The following is a 15,741-nucleotide window of genomic DNA, read 5'->3' as shown; positions in this document are numbered from 1 at the left end:
ACAAGGGTATAAAATGATTAAATTATCAACACTCGTTATTGCTGCAGCTGTTATTTCTGGTTCTGTTGCTTTTAGCGCGCCAGTTAAAGCGGATGATCAGTTAGCTGTTTCAATCTGTGAATACATAGCTGCGGATGATAAAAACCGTCTACGTGATAAATTAAAAAGCTCACGTGTGAAAATTCGTAATATTTATGATGCAGTACAATGTAATGGTCTTAACTTGCTACGCCATGCGGTTGCCAGTAATGCAGTTGATACTGGTGAATACATTGTGAAAAACTTATCTAAAAGCTCTTTAGAAGATGGAGCTGACATAGCATGGGCCGAAGCAAATGGTCATGGCGGTTCTGCATTAATACCAGCTATTAAAGAACGTGCTGGTTTATAAGTTATAATAAATCATTAAAAAAGCCGCGATATCGCGGCTTTTTTGTATCTGAAACAAAAGTTTAACAGATTCGACCTCTATTGTAATTTTATCTGGTAGAATAGGCAGGTTATAAGCAGTTTAAGCAGTGAACAACTATGTTAAGTCCTTTTTATCAGCAACATGCTGACTATGTCTCTATTTCTCGTGAACAAGGGTGTCGTTTCGCAAAGTGCGTTGCTGATGATTACAATCCACTTCATGATAAAGATGCAAAACGTTTTTGTGTGCCTGGAGATTTATTATTTTCATTGGTATTAAGTCGTTATGGCATCAGTGAAAAAATGGAATTTACCTTTGCCGGCATGGTTGATGAGAATACCAAACTCAACTTCCCTGAGGGGGCAGATGAGTTTGATATTACCAGTGGCGATAAAGTCATGCTGAAGGTTAAGCGCGAAGGTAAAACTAGCCAGTGCCAAACACTCACAGATAGTCTAATAAAAAATTACGTTGAGTTTTCAGGTACAACTTTTCCGCATGTTATTATTCCACTTATGGGCAAGCAAGATGTCATGATCAATCCAGCTCGCCCTATGGTTATCTATGAGTCAATGTTGATTAATCTCGATACATTAGAGATCCATGCACCTACGTTAGAATACGCAGAGCCGAGTTTTGAATATACAGGCAAGCGTGGAAAAATCACATTGCGTTTTAACTTGTTAGAAAATGGCGTAAAAGTCGGCTGTGGTGAAAAGCACATGTTGGTATCAGGTATTCAACAATATTGCCAAGATACGGTGGATGATCTAATTACGTTCTATAACCAACGAAAAGAAACCCTCAAACCAGCTTGAACATTTAGCAAGCTTAGAAAGGCGCTGCAAAGCGCCTTTTTTGTTATTCGCTTTGGGCGTACAATAGCGCCATTATTTGTTACACAAAGCTAAACTTATGTCTGCGACTACTTTCTCTGAGTTAAAACTCGATCCTGTACTGCTTAATGCACTTGAACAAAATGAATATCATACCCCTACGGCGATACAGTTAAAAACTATTCCGCTGATTTTAGCTGGTCATGATGTTATGGGGAGTGCACAAACAGGAACAGGTAAAACAGCTGCTTTTGTATTACCTCTGTTACATAAATTACTTAATACACCAAGTAAAGATGAGCCGGGTACTGCTAGAGTACTTATTTTGACACCAACTCGAGAGCTTGCTCAGCAAGTCTTCGGTAGCTTTGAAAAATACGCGCAAGGTACTGATATTAAAGGTGCACTCGCTTATGGTGGTGCCAGTATTGGCCCGCAAATTAAAGCCATGAAAGATGCACAAGTTGTAGTGGCAACGCCAGGGCGATTACTTGATCATATAATCAAAGGCAGCATTAAGCTATCAAGTGTTGATTCACTGGTGTTTGATGAAGCCGATCGCATGCTTGATATGGGCTTTATTGACGAAATTAAACGTATATTGCGCCATGTTCCCAGTGATCGTCAGACCTTACTATTTTCAGCGACCTTTGACGATAGTGTATTTGAGCTCAGTAAAAAGTTATTAAAAGATCCAAAACTTGTTGAAGTCAATAAACGTAATTCTGCGGCTGTAGAAGTTGAGCAAATCATTTACGCGGTTGATGAAGACCGTAAACGTGAGCTTGTCTCGCACATGATTGGCATGAAAAACTGGCGCCAAGTACTGATCTTTACTCGCACAAAGCAAATGGCCGATCAACTCGCCAAAGAAATGTGTAAAGATGGCTTAAAAACACAGTCAATTCATGGTGATAAATCTCAAGGTGCACGTGATAGAGCACTGCAAGATTTTAAAGAAGGTACCACTCGTGTGCTAGTGGCAACCGATGTTGCAGCTCGAGGTCTAGACATAGTCTCGTTAAAGTATGTGATTAATTTTGAATTACCTTATATAGCTGAAGATTATGTCCACCGTATTGGCCGCACAGGGCGCGCTGGCGAGCAAGGCTTAGCGATGTCATTAGTCAGCCTTGACGAGCAGTGGTTACTTGAAGAAATTGAAGTGTTGCTTGATACTCGTCTAACGCCGCAGTGGTTAGCTGGCTATGAACCTGATCCAAATAAAAAGCCAAAAGACAACCGTAAAAACACCAATAAATCACGTAAAGAGCGCGACAAAAAACGTATTACAGGGCAAAAAACACCAAACAGAAGACGCAAATAATCGTTCTCAGTCGTGACTTATTAATTCATTGCATAATATAGTATTTATTATCAAGCTCAAAATAAGCAAACGGATATGCTTACTTTGAGTGATAAATTATAAAAACGGATACTTACGCAATTTGTTTTTCAGCTAAGTTTAATTCCATCGTCGCTTTTAATAAGCGGTAAAGATTAATAGATGCATCAATTTCTTCTTTACGGTTGGTTAAACTTTCAATATTTAACCCCAGTGGCACGTCTAAATGCGCGCAACTTCTTAGTATTAAATCTAAGTTTTCACGGCAAATACGTACAGATTCACTCAGTGGGTTTTGCGAATCAAGCATCCGCCATTTAGTTGCATCAGGTACGGAAATTCCTAACCATTGCATAAACTCTAAGGTTTTTTCACTGCCGCAGGGCGTAAAGGTTAGAATAATACGTTTAGGTTCGATACCTTGAGCTTTACAGCTGCGCGCATAACTGGTGATCAAATCCACGGTTGCTTGCGCGTTATACACAGCTTGTGAGATAAAAAATTTACAGCCTTGCGTGGTTTTTTCAAGTAAGCGTTCATGTTCATTACGTTTACTTGCGTGGCGCTCGGCAATGGTAACGCCTCCTAAAAAGAAGTCTTGAGGCTGTTCGCTTAAGACTTTATAAGCATCAGGCAGGCTTAATTTAATATCCCCGTCAGATGATGGACTACCGACTAATACTAGGTTTTTTAAATTAAACTGGTTTTTAGTTTCGCTTAACCACTGTTTAAATTCGGCCACACCGCGCTGTGCAACACTTTTATAAGTGATCACTTCTTGATGCGATAAATTACGTAGTAAGTTACTGTATTCTCGAGGATCTACTGTTTGTTTGAACGGAAAAGGGCGAGGCATCTCAGTGCGACTACTTTCATCTTGAATGTCATAAATAATCACGCCATCGTATTCAATTTCATGCAAACGAGCTAAGAGCTTTTGTGCGATAATTTCAAGCTGCGCTTTATCAGTACCAATACGTGGTGGGGTGGTACCAATTAAGTACACACCCTGATTGGTGTCTTCAATTTTCTCTTGTAGTGATAAAGCCATAATCCTCATTCCAGCTAAGTTAGTGTCTATGGCAAATAATATAGCAGCCATTTAGACGTCTAGATAGATTTTTTTAGTGAAACTTTTTCAACGAAGGTGAGTTTTATTCATGTTGCTCTGAATGAAGAGTTCTCTGATACACAACTGTTTACATAATTTATTACCTCAGGGGTCTTATATTGACTTGCTTTGTTGCATAATCGGATGACTAAAAACAAGAAATTTATTCAACTAACAAGGGATAGCAATGAAATTTAAATTATTAGCAACGAGCCTTGCGGTAACGCTTGCACTGGGCGGCTGTGCAAATAACAGCGGCTCAAACATGGTCAAAGAGGTTGAGATTGAACAGTCAACGGTTGCCAGTAGTAATGATCGGGTGTTCTCACAAGATTATTTATTAGAAGAGCTTGATAACGGTTTACGCGTTATGGTGGTGAAAACTGATTACCCTGATGTGGTATCACTACAAATTCCAGTGTCTGTCGGTTCTCGTAATGAAGTCGAAGCAGGTAAAACCGGTTTTGCACACTTTTTTGAACACATGATGTTTAAAGGCTCTGAAAAATATCCGCAAGATGTGTATTCTGATATTCTAAAAAATTCTGGGGTTGATAATCGCGCTTATACAACCAATGATTACACTAACTATCACTTAAACTTTTCAAAGCAACATCTTGATAAAGTACTTGAAATTGAAGCGGATATTTTTCAAAACCTGACTTATTCAGAAGAGCAATTTCGTACCGAAGCATTAACAGTTAAAGGCGAATACCTTAAAAATAATGCCAGCCCGGTTCGTAAGTTACTTTCTGCAGTACGTAATGAAGCATTCGAAAAACATACTTATAAACATACCACCATGGGCTTTTTTGAAGATATTGAAGCCATGCCGGATCAAATGGCATACGGTAAAGAGTTTTTTGCTAAGTTTTATAAACCTGAATATGTGTCATTAGTGATTGTAGGCGATGTTGATCCAGCTGAAACTATGGCTATGGTTAAAAAACACTGGGGCCAATGGCAAAAAGGCGATTTCGTTGCTGATATTCCAACCGAACCAAAACAGCAAGCGGCGAAATATATACATGAGCAAAACGAAGGCTTACCAGGGCATTGGTTATTAGTATCTTATAAAGGCACAGCCTGGCAGCCAAAACAAAAAGACAGAGCCGCGCTTGATTTACTGTCACAGCTTTATTTTTCAACCAACTCAGAGCTTTACCAAGAGTTAGTGGTTGATAAACAAATTGCTAGCCAAATGTTTAGCTATAACCCTGATACCAAAGATCCCGGCTTATTACATGTTTTTGTGAAAGTTGAAAATGAGGCTGATTTAGCGGTTGCTCGTGATGCAATTAATAGCACCTACGCAAAAGCTCGCACTGAGTTGGTTGATAGCCAAAAGCTAGCTGATTTAAAATCCAATCTTAAATACAGCTTTATTAACGGCCTAGACTCATCACAAGCTATAGGTTCAACCCTTGCCAGTTATATGCATTTTGAGCGCGATCCAGAAGTCGTCAATCAGTTATATGCAACGGCAGATAGCATCACCGCGCAAGATATTAAAGACATTGCTAATAAGTATTTTGTAGACAGTGGTCGTACTACTGTGACTATGTCTGCACTGGATAAAGTGGCTGGCTTTGAACAAGAAGTGGACTTAAACACTCTCGTTGCTAGCAAGCAAACTGTGCAACAGCGTCATTTTAAAGTGCTAGATAAAACCAATAGTTCGCCATTGATTGATATTAACTGGTTATTCCATACCGGTGCTGCGGCTGATCCTAAAGGTCAAAAAGGCGTAGCTGCACTCACTGCGGCCATGCTTGCTCAAGGTGGTTCACAGGCGAAGAGCTACAACGACATTAAACAGGCACTTTATCCATTGGCAGGTAGCTTTGGTTATCAGATAGATAAAGAAATGATTTCGCTACAAGGGCGTGTCCATAAAGATAACGCTGCACAATGGTATGCACTGGTTAGTGAGCAGTTACTAAATCCTGGCTTTAGAGAAGATGACTTTAAACGCCTTAAGAAAGAGCTCATCGACGGTATAAAATCTGGCCTAAAAGCCTCAAATGACGAAGAGCTAGGTAAAGAAGTGCTTTATCATAAGCTGTATCAAGGTCACCCATATGAGAGCTATAACTACGGTGATCTATCTGATTTAGAAGCATTAACACTTGATGACGTGAAAGCGTTTTATGCGAAAGAATTTACTCAAGCTAAACTGACTGTCGGTTTAATTGGCGCAGTACCTGAATCACTTAAAGCAACCATGTTTAGCGATTTAAGCGCTTTGCCTAAAGGTCAGCAAAGTCGTTTATCGATTCCTGATGCACCAGCGCTAAAAGGTCATCACGCTACAATTGTAGAAAAATCAGCGCAATCGACTGCGGTATCGTTTGGCTTCCCAATTGATACCATTCGTAGTAGTGAAGACTGGACGGCACTGTGGTTAGTTCGCTCATACTTTGGCGAGCACCGCAGTTCAAACTCATATCTTTATGAGCGCATTCGTCAAACCCGCGGTATGAACTACGGCGATTACGCGTATATTGAGTATTTCCCACGAGGTATGTTCCAGACTAAGCCTGATGCAAACTTAGGCCGCTCTGAGCAAATATTTCAAGTATGGCTTCGCCCGCTGCGCTCGAACAATGACGCTCATTTTGCAACGCGTACCGCTTTATTTGAACTTGATAAGCTAATCAAAAATGGCATGACAGAAAAAGACTTTGACGCAACGCGTAACTTCTTAATTAACTTTGTGCCGCAAATGGTAGCAAGCCAAAACCGTCAATTAGGGTATGCGCTAGATAGTGAGTTTTACAACACCGATACTTTCGTAAAGTATGTAACGAGCAAGCTTGAAAAACTGACAGTAGCTGATGTAAATCGTGTCATAAAAGAGAACTTACAAACGGATGATATTCAGTATGTGTTTATCACCGGCGACGGAAAAGATATGCAAAAGCGCCTAGCGTCAGAGCAAACATCCCCTATGGTATATAATGCAGAGAAACCAGCTGAATTAGTTGCTGAGGATAAAGTAATCGCTAATTACAAACTGGCAATACCAGCGAAAAATATTGAAGTACTTGCTGTAGATAAGGTGTTTGAATAACGAGCATTTAAATAACTAAGAAGCTTAATTTAGATGCCCCAAATTTGGGGCATTTTTATAACATTGCGCCAATTTTTACACCTAATCCAAAAAGTATAATTGCACTGACGATAAGCAGTAAGGTGATGTGTCCTCGCGATTCCTTTGACATAGTTTAAATCTCCTTATTTCATAATTAAAAACACGGTGATCATGCCAAGCGCAAAGCTGGCAATGGACGACAGCGCTAAAATTGTTGTGATACTTTGCGTATTTAAAGTATGTGTCTGAGCAACTGAAACTGTATTTTCCTCAAGTTTTATTAACTCACCTTGACGTACTTCTAACACTGCACACAAGGCCATGGTGGTTTCTTTAGACGCTGCACCTTCTTTTTCTACCCGTTGAATAGTTCGTAAACTTACGTCACAGGCATCTGCAAGCTGTTGTTGAGTCCAATCAAGCTTTTGCCTTAATGCTTTTATAGTTTTGGGGTTTAATTGCATGATTATTTCCCCAAAGCTAATGTTGAAATAATATACCCAACAGTAAAACCAACAACAAAACACCCTGCAATAAAAAGAGCTGATTTTTTAGGGTTACTAAATAAAGTTGTTTGCTCTAAGCTTTTAACTAACTTTTTATTTTTAAACAGTGAGCACTCAAGCCTACCAGTTAAAATATTGTGCATTTCAAACTTAACATTAAAAGTATTACCTGATAGTTCAAATTGGTGTTTACTTGTGACATTAATACTTCGCTTTTCACTAACTAGCTCATCATTAATATAGACTTCTTCCTTACCGGTGAAGTAACTGCCAAAGCAGGCTATTTGATCGTCGCCATCTTGAAAGTAAAATTTATAGCCTAGTTTCTTTGTATTGAGTATGTCATTGTTCATCATCGTATTCCTTATTAAGTTGATGATGCTAATTTAGCGTTTATTATTATTTTTTACGCCGTCAGCTTTACGCCAGTTGTTATTTTGTCATATGACAGTATAACTGTCATTGATGTTTAGTTATTGAATTTTAAAGTTTTATATTTTTTATGGCTACACGTTAATTTTATCTACTGTCGTAACTCATTATGTAAAACTATAATGAGATTATTAAAGAATGATTTTGAAATTTAGTTATATCTAATAACTAGAACAAATAACCGCAGCGTTAACACATCTGACTTGAAATCCGTTAAACTGCATAAAAGCTTATCTTCGTATTAATCTAAGGCCGTCCTATGCGTCATGAAATTTGGCAACAGCTCCGCACCGAAGCAAAAGAAGTCGTTACCCGTGAACCTCTATTAGCAAGTCATGTGTATTCATGCATTTTAAATCATGAGTGTTTAGGGTCTGCGTTGAGTTTTATCGTTGCCAATAAGTTATCTGATGCTGTGGTATCTGCATTTACTATCCGGGAGTTATTTGATCAGGCTTTTGTTGAATGTGATCGAATGCTTACTCATGTTGCCCATGATATAAAAGCCGTTAAAGATCGTGATCCCGCTGCCGATACATATTTAACTGTGATATTAAATTTAAAAGGTTTCCATGCAATTCAAGCACATCGACTCGCCCATTGCTTATGGTTACAAAACCGTAAAGAGCTCGCTCGCTTTATTCAAAGCCGTACCTCAGAAGTATTTGGCGTTGATATCCATCCTGCTTGTAAAGTCGGCCATGGTATTATGTTTGACCATGCAACTGGTATAGTGATTGGTGAAACAGCTGTTATTGAAGATAACGTCTCTATTTTACAATCAGTTACTCTAGGTGGTACTGGTAATGAAAAAGGCGATCGTCATCCGAAAATTCGCGCCGGTGTTTTAATTGGTGCTGGGGCTAAAGTGCTCGGCAATATTGAGGTCGGCGAGGGCGCCCGAATTGGCGCAGGCTCAGTGGTACTGAGCGCCGTACCACCACACACCACGGTTGTAGGCGTACCAGCTAAAATTGTTGGTAAACCAAATTGCCCCTGTCCAGCGAAAAGTATGAATCAGAATTTTTTAGAGGTTGATGAGCCGCAAAACGAATCACACACCAGTGCAATGCTCTAAGTAAAAAACTTAAAAGGAATTAAGTATGAGTAAAAATGATCCATTTTCGCTGTTGTTAGCATTTATCACAGGTGTTGTTCTAACGTGGAGTTATTTTGCGTTGAGCTCTGACGAAGCAGCTCCTGTGACTACAACACAAACACAGGTACTTGAACAAGAAGTCAAAATAATGCCTGCCAGTACCGTAGCTGCAGAGCTAGATACAGTATCCCAGTCTCAACAAGTGACTGATATTACCTCGTCTGCCCAAGATACATCAGCGCAAACAACGGATGAACAAACGCTTGAGCAACAAGTGCAACAGCTCAAGCGTGAGTTACTGCAACAGCAAAAATTAGTAAAAGCTTACGAACAACAATTACAAGCACCGTCCGATTTTGAACAAGCTTTGCTAGACAAGTTTACTGAGCAAAGTCGCAATGAAGAGTGGGCTTATCGTACCGAGACTGCTATGAAAGACTTTTTACAGATTGCTGACCTTGGCATCACCCCTGAATTAGTTAGTGCGCAGTGTAAAAGTTCGGTATGTAAATTTGAACTTGCAGCGCCAAAGGATGTAGATGATTTTGATCATACCCAATGGCGCGAACTCAACGATAAGTTGGTACAACAAGACTTTTGGCAGCAATTTAAAGTCAGTACTTCAAAATCAAGCGATCGCGATTTTTCATTATTATTAAGTACTGAGTCAGAATAACGAGCCTCAGCTGACAAGAGCTTGAATCACGCCATCAGCAAGCTCGGTTACAATTAAATCACCTTGAGTTACTTGCTTAATAGACTTAATCACTTGCCCTTGCTCATTTTTAGTGATGCTATAACCACGAGCGAGTACATTGAGCGGACTTACCGATTCTAATCGGCTAGCCTGCATTGCGAGGGTATTTTGGGCACTGTGTAATTGTTGCTGCATGGTTTGTGTTAAACGCCCTTGCAGTTGCTGTAATTGATGACTTGCCTGAGTAATTTTGCGATCTGGTGAGCGCTGCATTAGTCGCGGCGTTAGATTATTTAAGCGGCGCTCATATTGATAGAGCCGATTTTGTATCGCCTGCTGTAATGCTACTGTCAATTCATCTAAACGTTGCGCTTGTTGATTTAACTGATTACGCGGATGACATAATGTTAAACGGTGCTCAAGTGCTGTTGCAACGCTTTGCTTTGCAGATAACTGATGTTTAAACGCATTGGCTAAGCGATTTAATTGTTGTTGGATTTGATTATAAAGTTCGCTGCTATTGGGGCTAACAAGCTCTGCAGCCGCGCTTGGCGTTGCGGCGCGCACATCGGCAACATAATCGCTAATGGTGGTATCAATTTCATGACCGACAGCACTGATAATTGGTAGGTTACTGGCAAAAATAGCGCGTGCCAGTAGCTCATGGTTAAAGCACCATAAATCTTCTAGTGATCCACCACCGCGGCCTAAAATAATTACATCAACTTCATTGCGGACATTAGCAATATTGATTTTATCAATTAATTGTAGGTGCGCGTCTTTACCTTGCACCATAGCAGGGTAGATCACGACTTCAAGTTGTGGCGCTCGACGCTTAAGTACCGTTAAAATATCTTTGATAGCCGCCCCTGTGGCTGATGTAATAACACCAACACGATGCACAACCCCAGGCAATGGTTGTTTATGGGCGGAGCTAAATAAACCTTCGGCGGCTAAGCGCATTTTTAATTCATCAAACTGTTGCTTTAGTTGCCCTTCGCCAGCAGCTTCCATGTGTTCAACAATCAGCTGATAGTCACCACGCGGTTCATACAGCGATACTCGGGCTCGAACTGTCACTTGTGCGCCATTTTCAGGGCGATAGCGTTGGCCTCGATTGTTGCCTCGCCACATCGCCGCTTTTACTTGAGCGCGATCATCTTTGAGCGTGAAATACCAATGACCAGAGGCTGGTGTAATGAAATTTGATATTTCGCCGGTTAAATTTAACGATGCGAATCCTTGTTCGAGTACGGTTCTTATTTCTCTATTTAACCTAGAAACGGTATAAATCGTTTGCTGCTGGGATGTTACGGCCATAAAGCGACTCTAAAAAGCGATGATGGGGGTATTTTATCATAAATAATTGTGAAATCTTATTTACTCGTGCCCACAACGCTGATAAAATTTGGCCGCAATTCCTTAAACAAGATCCACATGTGAGAAGTTGCCAAAATGCTTAGAATTGCTAAAGAAGCTCTTACCTTTGATGACGTACTTTTAGTACCCGGTCATTCTACTGTTTTGCCACACACGGCAAACATTTCAACTCGCTTAACGCGTGGTATCAAACTTAACTTGCCGCTAGTTTCAGCATCTATGGATACTGTTACCGAAGCACGCTTAGCGATTGCGCTAGCGCAAGAGGGCGGTTTAGGTTTTATCCACAAAAACATGACAATTGAAGAACAAGCCAAAAACGTACGTAAAGTTAAAACGTATGAAGCGGGTATTGTTTCTTTCCCTGTTACTGTGACAGCGGATTTAACCATTGCAGATGCAATTGTACTTGCTGAAGAAAAAGGCTTTTCAGGTTTTCCGGTAACGGACGCTGAAAACGGCCTTGTTGGTATTGTTACCAGCCGCGATATGCGTTTCGAAACCAAGCTTGAGCAACCGGTTTCAACAGTGATGACTAAAAAAGAAAAGTTAGTCACTGTAAAAGAAGGTGCAGCGCGTGATGAAATCTTAGGATTAATGCACGAACACCGTATCGAAAAAATCCTTGTTGTTGATGATGCGTTTAAATTAAAAGGCATGATCACAGTAAAAGATTATCAAAAAGCACAAGACAAACCACATGCATGTAAAGATGAACAAGGTCGTTTACGTGTAGGTGCTGCCGTTGGTGTAGGTCCAGGTACTGATGAGCGTATTGCTGCATTAGTCGAAGCGGGCGTTGATGTATTACTAATTGATACCTCACATGGTCATTCTCAAGGTGTTATCGACCGTGTTGCACAAACTCGTCAAACTTACCCTGAACTACAAATTGTAGCTGGCAATGTGGCAACAGCTGAAGGTGCGATTGCGCTTGCCGACGCCGGTGTTGATGCAGTTAAAGTAGGAATTGGCCCAGGTTCAATCTGTACTACGCGTATTGTTACTGGTTGTGGTGTACCACAAATCACAGCTATCTCTGATGCTGTTGATGGCCTAAAAGGTCGTGACATTCCAGTGATTGCTGATGGTGGTATTCGTTTCTCAGGTGATATTGTAAAAGCACTTGTTGCTGGTGCATCATGTGTGATGGTTGGCTCAATGCTAGCGGGTACTGAAGAAGCGCCTGGTGAAGTCGAGCTTTACCAAGGCCGTTACTACAAGTCATACCGTGGTATGGGCTCGCTTGGTGCGATGAACCAAAAAGAAGGTTCATCAGATCGCTATTTCCAAAAATCAAATCAAGCAGACAAGCTTGTGCCAGAAGGGATTGAAGGTCGTGTGGCTTATAAAGGTCCAATCGCGACAATCATTCATCAACAAGTTGGCGGCCTGCGCAGCGCAATGGGTTTAACCGGTTGTGCCACGATTGAAGAATTAAACACTAAACCTCAGTTTGTACGTGTTACTTCAGCAGGTATGGGTGAGTCACATGTTCATGATGTGCAAATCACCAAAGAAGCACCTAACTACCGCTTAGGTTAATAGCTTCAAATCTATTAAAATTACTGGGCTAGCTTCGCTAGCCCTTATTTATTATAGTCATTCAGGTAACCTGAGTGCTAGTTCTTGACTAACGAGACCCTCAATGAGCAAAGACATTCACGATTCACGAATTCTTATTTTAGACTTTGGTTCGCAATACACGCAATTGATCGCCCGCCGTGTGCGAGAAATTGGTGTTTACTGTGAACTGTGGGCATGGGACGTAACGGAAGAGCAGATCCGTGAGTTCAATCCACAAGGTATCATTCTATCTGGTGGCCCTGAGTCAACAACCTTAGAAAACAGCCCGCGTGCCCCTGAGTATGTATTCAATGCAGGCGTACCTGTACTTGGTATTTGTTACGGCATGCAAACAATGGCTACTCAGCTTGGCGGTAGCGTTCATAGCTCTGATAAGAAAGAGTTTGGTTACGCGCAAGTTGAAAAAGTCGGTAACTGTGCATTATTTGATGCCATTGAAGACAGCATTACCGATGGCGGTGAAGGCATTTTAGACGTGTGGATGAGCCATGGTGATAAAGTAATGGAAATTCCAGATACTTTCAAAACTACTGCTAAAACATCTACTTGCCCACATGCGGCAATGTCTAACGAAGAAAAGCGTTTTTACGGCGTACAATTCCACCCAGAAGTAACCCACACCCATCAAGGCCAACGTTTACTAGAACGCTTTGCGATTGATATTTGTGGTTGTGAAAAACTGTGGACTGCAGCAAAAATCATTGATGACGCCATAGAGCGCATTAAAGATACTGTGGGTGATGACGAAGTAATCTTAGGTTTATCTGGTGGTGTTGATTCATCAGTGGTGGCTATGCTTATTCACCGCGCGATTGGCGACCGTTTAACCTGTGTATTTGTTGATAACGGTTTACTGCGTTTAAACGAAGGTCAGCAAGTAATGGATATGTTTGGCAATAAGTTTGGCCTAAACATTATCAAAGTGGATGCCGAAGAATTATTCTTAGCGGATCTTGCTGGTAAATCAGACCCAGAAGACAAGCGTAAAGCGATTGGCCATACATTTATTAAGGTATTTGATAGCGAATCTAAAAAGCTTAAAAATGCAAAATGGTTAGGTCAAGGTACTATCTATCCAGATGTTATCGAGTCAGCAGCGTCTGCAACTGGTAAAGCGCATGTGATCAAGTCTCACCATAATGTGGGCGGCTTACCAGATGACATGGAAATGGGCTTAGTTGAGCCACTGCGTGAATTATTTAAAGATGAAGTACGTAAAATTGGTTTAGAGCTCGGTTTACCGTACGACATGCTTTATCGTCACCCGTTCCCTGGGCCTGGTCTAGGTGTGCGTGTACTTGGCGAAATCAAAAAAGAGTATTGTGACTTATTACGCCGTGCTGACGCTATCTTCATTGAAGAGCTTCACAAAGCAGAGCTTTACCATAAAGTAAGCCAAGCATTCACGGTATTCTTACCGGTTAAGTCGGTAGGGGTTATGGGTGATGCACGTAAGTACGATTGGGTTGTTTCACTTCGTTGTGTAGAAACTATCGACTTTATGACTGCACGTTGGTCACATTTACCGTATGAGTTCTTAGGTCTGGTTTCAAACCGCATCATTAATGAAATCGACGGTATCTCACGCGTTGTTTACGATATTTCAGGAAAACCACCTGCGACTATTGAGTGGGAATAATTTTTAGGCCTGAAACGTCTGGCACTAACAGGCATTAAATCTTAATTAAGTCCGCGTAATTGCGGACTTTTTTTGTTCGGAACATCACTGAAAAAATGCTGTGACACTTTGTTCTATAAGTCAAAATATGGCCCAGCCTTGATTCTGCGTTACCAATTCACAAATCAAATAATAACTGTCTAAATCAAAATGATCTGGGCTTAGGGCATTTTCGCGGTTTTCTCCTGAGCGGTTACATAGTACGAACTGACGATATTGTTGTAGTTGCGAAAGAGTCAACACATCTTCTTTAGCGAGAGGGTGCTTTTTACCGATATACGTTACTTTACGTCGTCAAAAGCTAAAACCAAGCTATCGGTTAAACAACTTGATAAGACCATCGCCACTCGTATCGTGCAATTAGGGTCGTCAAACTTAGTGATGTTTATCTACTTCAGCTTCGTCATGGCGTTCCATAACATGCAATTTATGGCCTACGGAGACACCACGCAGTTAGCCGCATTCGCGATTGTTGGCTACTTAGCGAGCTGTTATTACTTCTTCGCTGAAGGCTTAGTCAGCGGCTTGCAGCCACCAGTGAGTTACTACTTAGGCGCCAAGCAATACAAACGCATTAGCGAAACCGTAAAACTGGCTTTTCTGTTACCGTTGGGTCCGGTATAGCTTTGGTAATACTGTTTAACATTTTTCCAGAAATCTTTATCAGCATCTTTACCACAGGCAATGATGCATTACTTGAAGCAAGCAAAAACGGTATTCGTTTACACTTAATGGCATTGTTTTTAGATGGCTTCTTATTCATGGCGTCCATCTACTTCGTCGCCGTTGGTAAAAGCGGACAAGCCCTGTTTGTTTCCGTCGGCAATATGTTGATACAGTTTCCTTTCCTATTCATCTTGCCGAAATACCTAGGTATCGATGGTGTTTGGTTAGCCGTCCCTTTATCTAACATTGCCTTCGCATTGATCGTACTGCCGATGCTATTAAGCAACCTGAAAGGTTTTATGTACATGCATAAACAACAAAGTTTCGTTTAAAAAACAATAAGAACAAAATAGTAAGGATATTTTTATATCGACGAGCGTTAAATAACTTTGGGGCAAAAGCGAGTTATGTGTTTTAACAACAAGAGTCTGCACCACTTACTATGACTTGATATGTAGCTGGTCGCTCATGTTTTGATACGCTTTAAAAGTGGACAACAAGTTGAGTATAAAAAGTGAATAGAATTGAACCTAACCGCGCTTACTACTGAAAAGAAGCATGGGCTTCGTTGTGATATGGCCGAATCCTCAGTCTGGGCCAAAGCTGAACTAAAGCGTCTGCGAGTAGCAAAAAGTAAAAAATGCTGAGCATGGATATATATGAAGGCTTATCCTAGTTTAGGTAAGTAATTATAAAAACGGCGAATTAGTTGGCTAATTCGCCGTTTTGTTTATTTAAAAAGCAGTTAAACTAAAAGAGTGATTTTTTTCTTTACCTTTAGCGAAACTTCTCTATAATTCGTCGTCATTGCAGGGGCGTAGTTCCAATTGGTAGAACAGCGGTCTCCAAAACCGATGGTTGGGAGTTCGAGTCTCTCCGCCCCTGCCACTTCTTCTTT

At 40.8% G+C, this 15,741-nt stretch carries 12 protein-coding genes, 1 tRNA gene and 1 pseudogene; 10 read left to right on the top strand and 4 right to left on the bottom strand.

Features of this window, described 5'->3' with window-relative positions:
- Positions 1 to 13 precede the first annotated feature (13 nt).
- From H5163_RS06455 to H5163_RS06445, 3 genes are all read left to right on the top strand, one after another.
- Positions 14 to 391, top strand: coding sequence for a DUF3718 domain-containing protein (locus H5163_RS06455; protein WP_145235479.1), 378 nt, complete (start codon positions 14 to 16; stop codon positions 389 to 391).
- Between the two features lie 137 nt (positions 392 to 528).
- Positions 529 to 1,230, top strand: coding sequence for a DUF3581 domain-containing protein (locus H5163_RS06450; protein ID WP_145235481.1), 702 nt, complete (start codon positions 529 to 531; stop codon positions 1,228 to 1,230).
- Positions 1,231 to 1,327: 97 nt separating this feature from the next.
- Positions 1,328 to 2,575 (top strand): DEAD/DEAH box helicase, encoded by a 1,248-nt coding sequence (locus H5163_RS06445; RefSeq protein WP_182734708.1) that lies wholly within the window; start codon positions 1,328 to 1,330, stop codon positions 2,573 to 2,575.
- Positions 2,576 to 2,687: 112 nt separating this feature from the next.
- Here the strand turns inward: H5163_RS06445 and H5163_RS06440 are convergent, their stop codons facing one another.
- Complete coding sequence (locus H5163_RS06440) at positions 2,688 to 3,644, bottom strand: methylenetetrahydrofolate reductase (protein ID WP_145235486.1); 957 nt, start codon at positions 3,642 to 3,644, stop codon at positions 2,688 to 2,690.
- Between the two features lie 247 nt (positions 3,645 to 3,891).
- Here H5163_RS06440 and H5163_RS06435 point away from each other — a divergent pair, with 247 nt between their 5' ends.
- Entirely contained in the window at positions 3,892 to 6,777 is a 2,886-nt protein-coding gene (locus H5163_RS06435) for a pitrilysin family protein (protein WP_182734707.1), read from the top strand.
- A 164-nt stretch (positions 6,778 to 6,941) separates the two neighbouring features.
- On the opposite strand, the gene H5163_RS06430 is transcribed toward H5163_RS06435, so the two are convergent.
- Together H5163_RS06430 and H5163_RS06425 are read right to left on the bottom strand one after the other, a co-directional pair.
- Entirely contained in the window at positions 6,942 to 7,262 is a 321-nt protein-coding gene (locus H5163_RS06430) for a helix-turn-helix domain-containing protein (RefSeq protein WP_016708636.1), read from the bottom strand.
- 2 nt (positions 7,263 to 7,264) lie between these two features.
- Positions 7,265 to 7,657: a hypothetical protein gene (locus H5163_RS06425; protein ID WP_182717228.1), complete on the bottom strand. Its 393-nt coding sequence runs from the start codon at positions 7,655 to 7,657 to the stop codon at positions 7,265 to 7,267.
- A 338-nt stretch (positions 7,658 to 7,995) separates the two neighbouring features.
- Here H5163_RS06425 and cysE point away from each other — a divergent pair, with 338 nt between their 5' ends.
- Both cysE and H5163_RS06415 read left to right on the top strand, forming a co-directional pair.
- Positions 7,996 to 8,814: a serine O-acetyltransferase gene (gene cysE, locus H5163_RS06420; protein WP_145235490.1), complete on the top strand. Its 819-nt coding sequence runs from the start codon at positions 7,996 to 7,998 to the stop codon at positions 8,812 to 8,814.
- 25 nt (positions 8,815 to 8,839) lie between these two features.
- A complete protein-coding gene (locus H5163_RS06415; protein WP_182734706.1) occupies positions 8,840 to 9,511 on the top strand; it encodes a hypothetical protein in 672 nt (223 codons plus the stop codon).
- A gap of 6 nt (positions 9,512 to 9,517) precedes the next feature.
- On the opposite strand, the gene xseA is transcribed toward H5163_RS06415, so the two are convergent.
- Positions 9,518 to 10,852: an exodeoxyribonuclease VII large subunit gene (gene xseA, locus H5163_RS06410; protein ID WP_182731777.1), complete on the bottom strand. Its 1,335-nt coding sequence runs from the start codon at positions 10,850 to 10,852 to the stop codon at positions 9,518 to 9,520.
- Positions 10,853 to 10,987: 135 nt separating this feature from the next.
- On the opposite strand from xseA, the gene guaB reads away from it, so the two are divergent.
- The 4 genes and pseudogenes from guaB to H5163_RS06390 all read left to right on the top strand — a co-directional run bounded on the left by guaB (position 10,988) and on the right by H5163_RS06390 (position 15,731).
- Positions 10,988 to 12,457, top strand: coding sequence for an IMP dehydrogenase (gene guaB / locus H5163_RS06405; protein WP_149982073.1), 1,470 nt, complete (start codon positions 10,988 to 10,990; stop codon positions 12,455 to 12,457).
- 103 nt (positions 12,458 to 12,560) lie between these two features.
- Entirely contained in the window at positions 12,561 to 14,138 is a 1,578-nt protein-coding gene (gene guaA, locus H5163_RS06400) for a glutamine-hydrolyzing GMP synthase (protein ID WP_145235498.1), read from the top strand.
- A 420-nt stretch (positions 14,139 to 14,558) separates the two neighbouring features.
- A pseudogene (locus H5163_RS21505) lies at positions 14,559 to 15,175 on the top strand (MATE family efflux transporter).
- Positions 15,176 to 15,654: 479 nt separating this feature from the next.
- Positions 15,655 to 15,731: transfer RNA gene (locus tag H5163_RS06390), tRNA-Trp, on the top strand.
- Positions 15,732 to 15,741: the final 10 nt, after the last annotated feature.

Source organism: Pseudoalteromonas sp. SG44-8, from assembly GCF_014164125.1.
Taxonomy (GTDB): Bacteria; Pseudomonadota; Gammaproteobacteria; order Enterobacterales; family Alteromonadaceae; genus Pseudoalteromonas; species Pseudoalteromonas rhizosphaerae.
The sequence above is the reverse complement of the archived record's forward strand: the minus strand, read 5'-3'. Positions and strand labels throughout refer to the sequence as shown.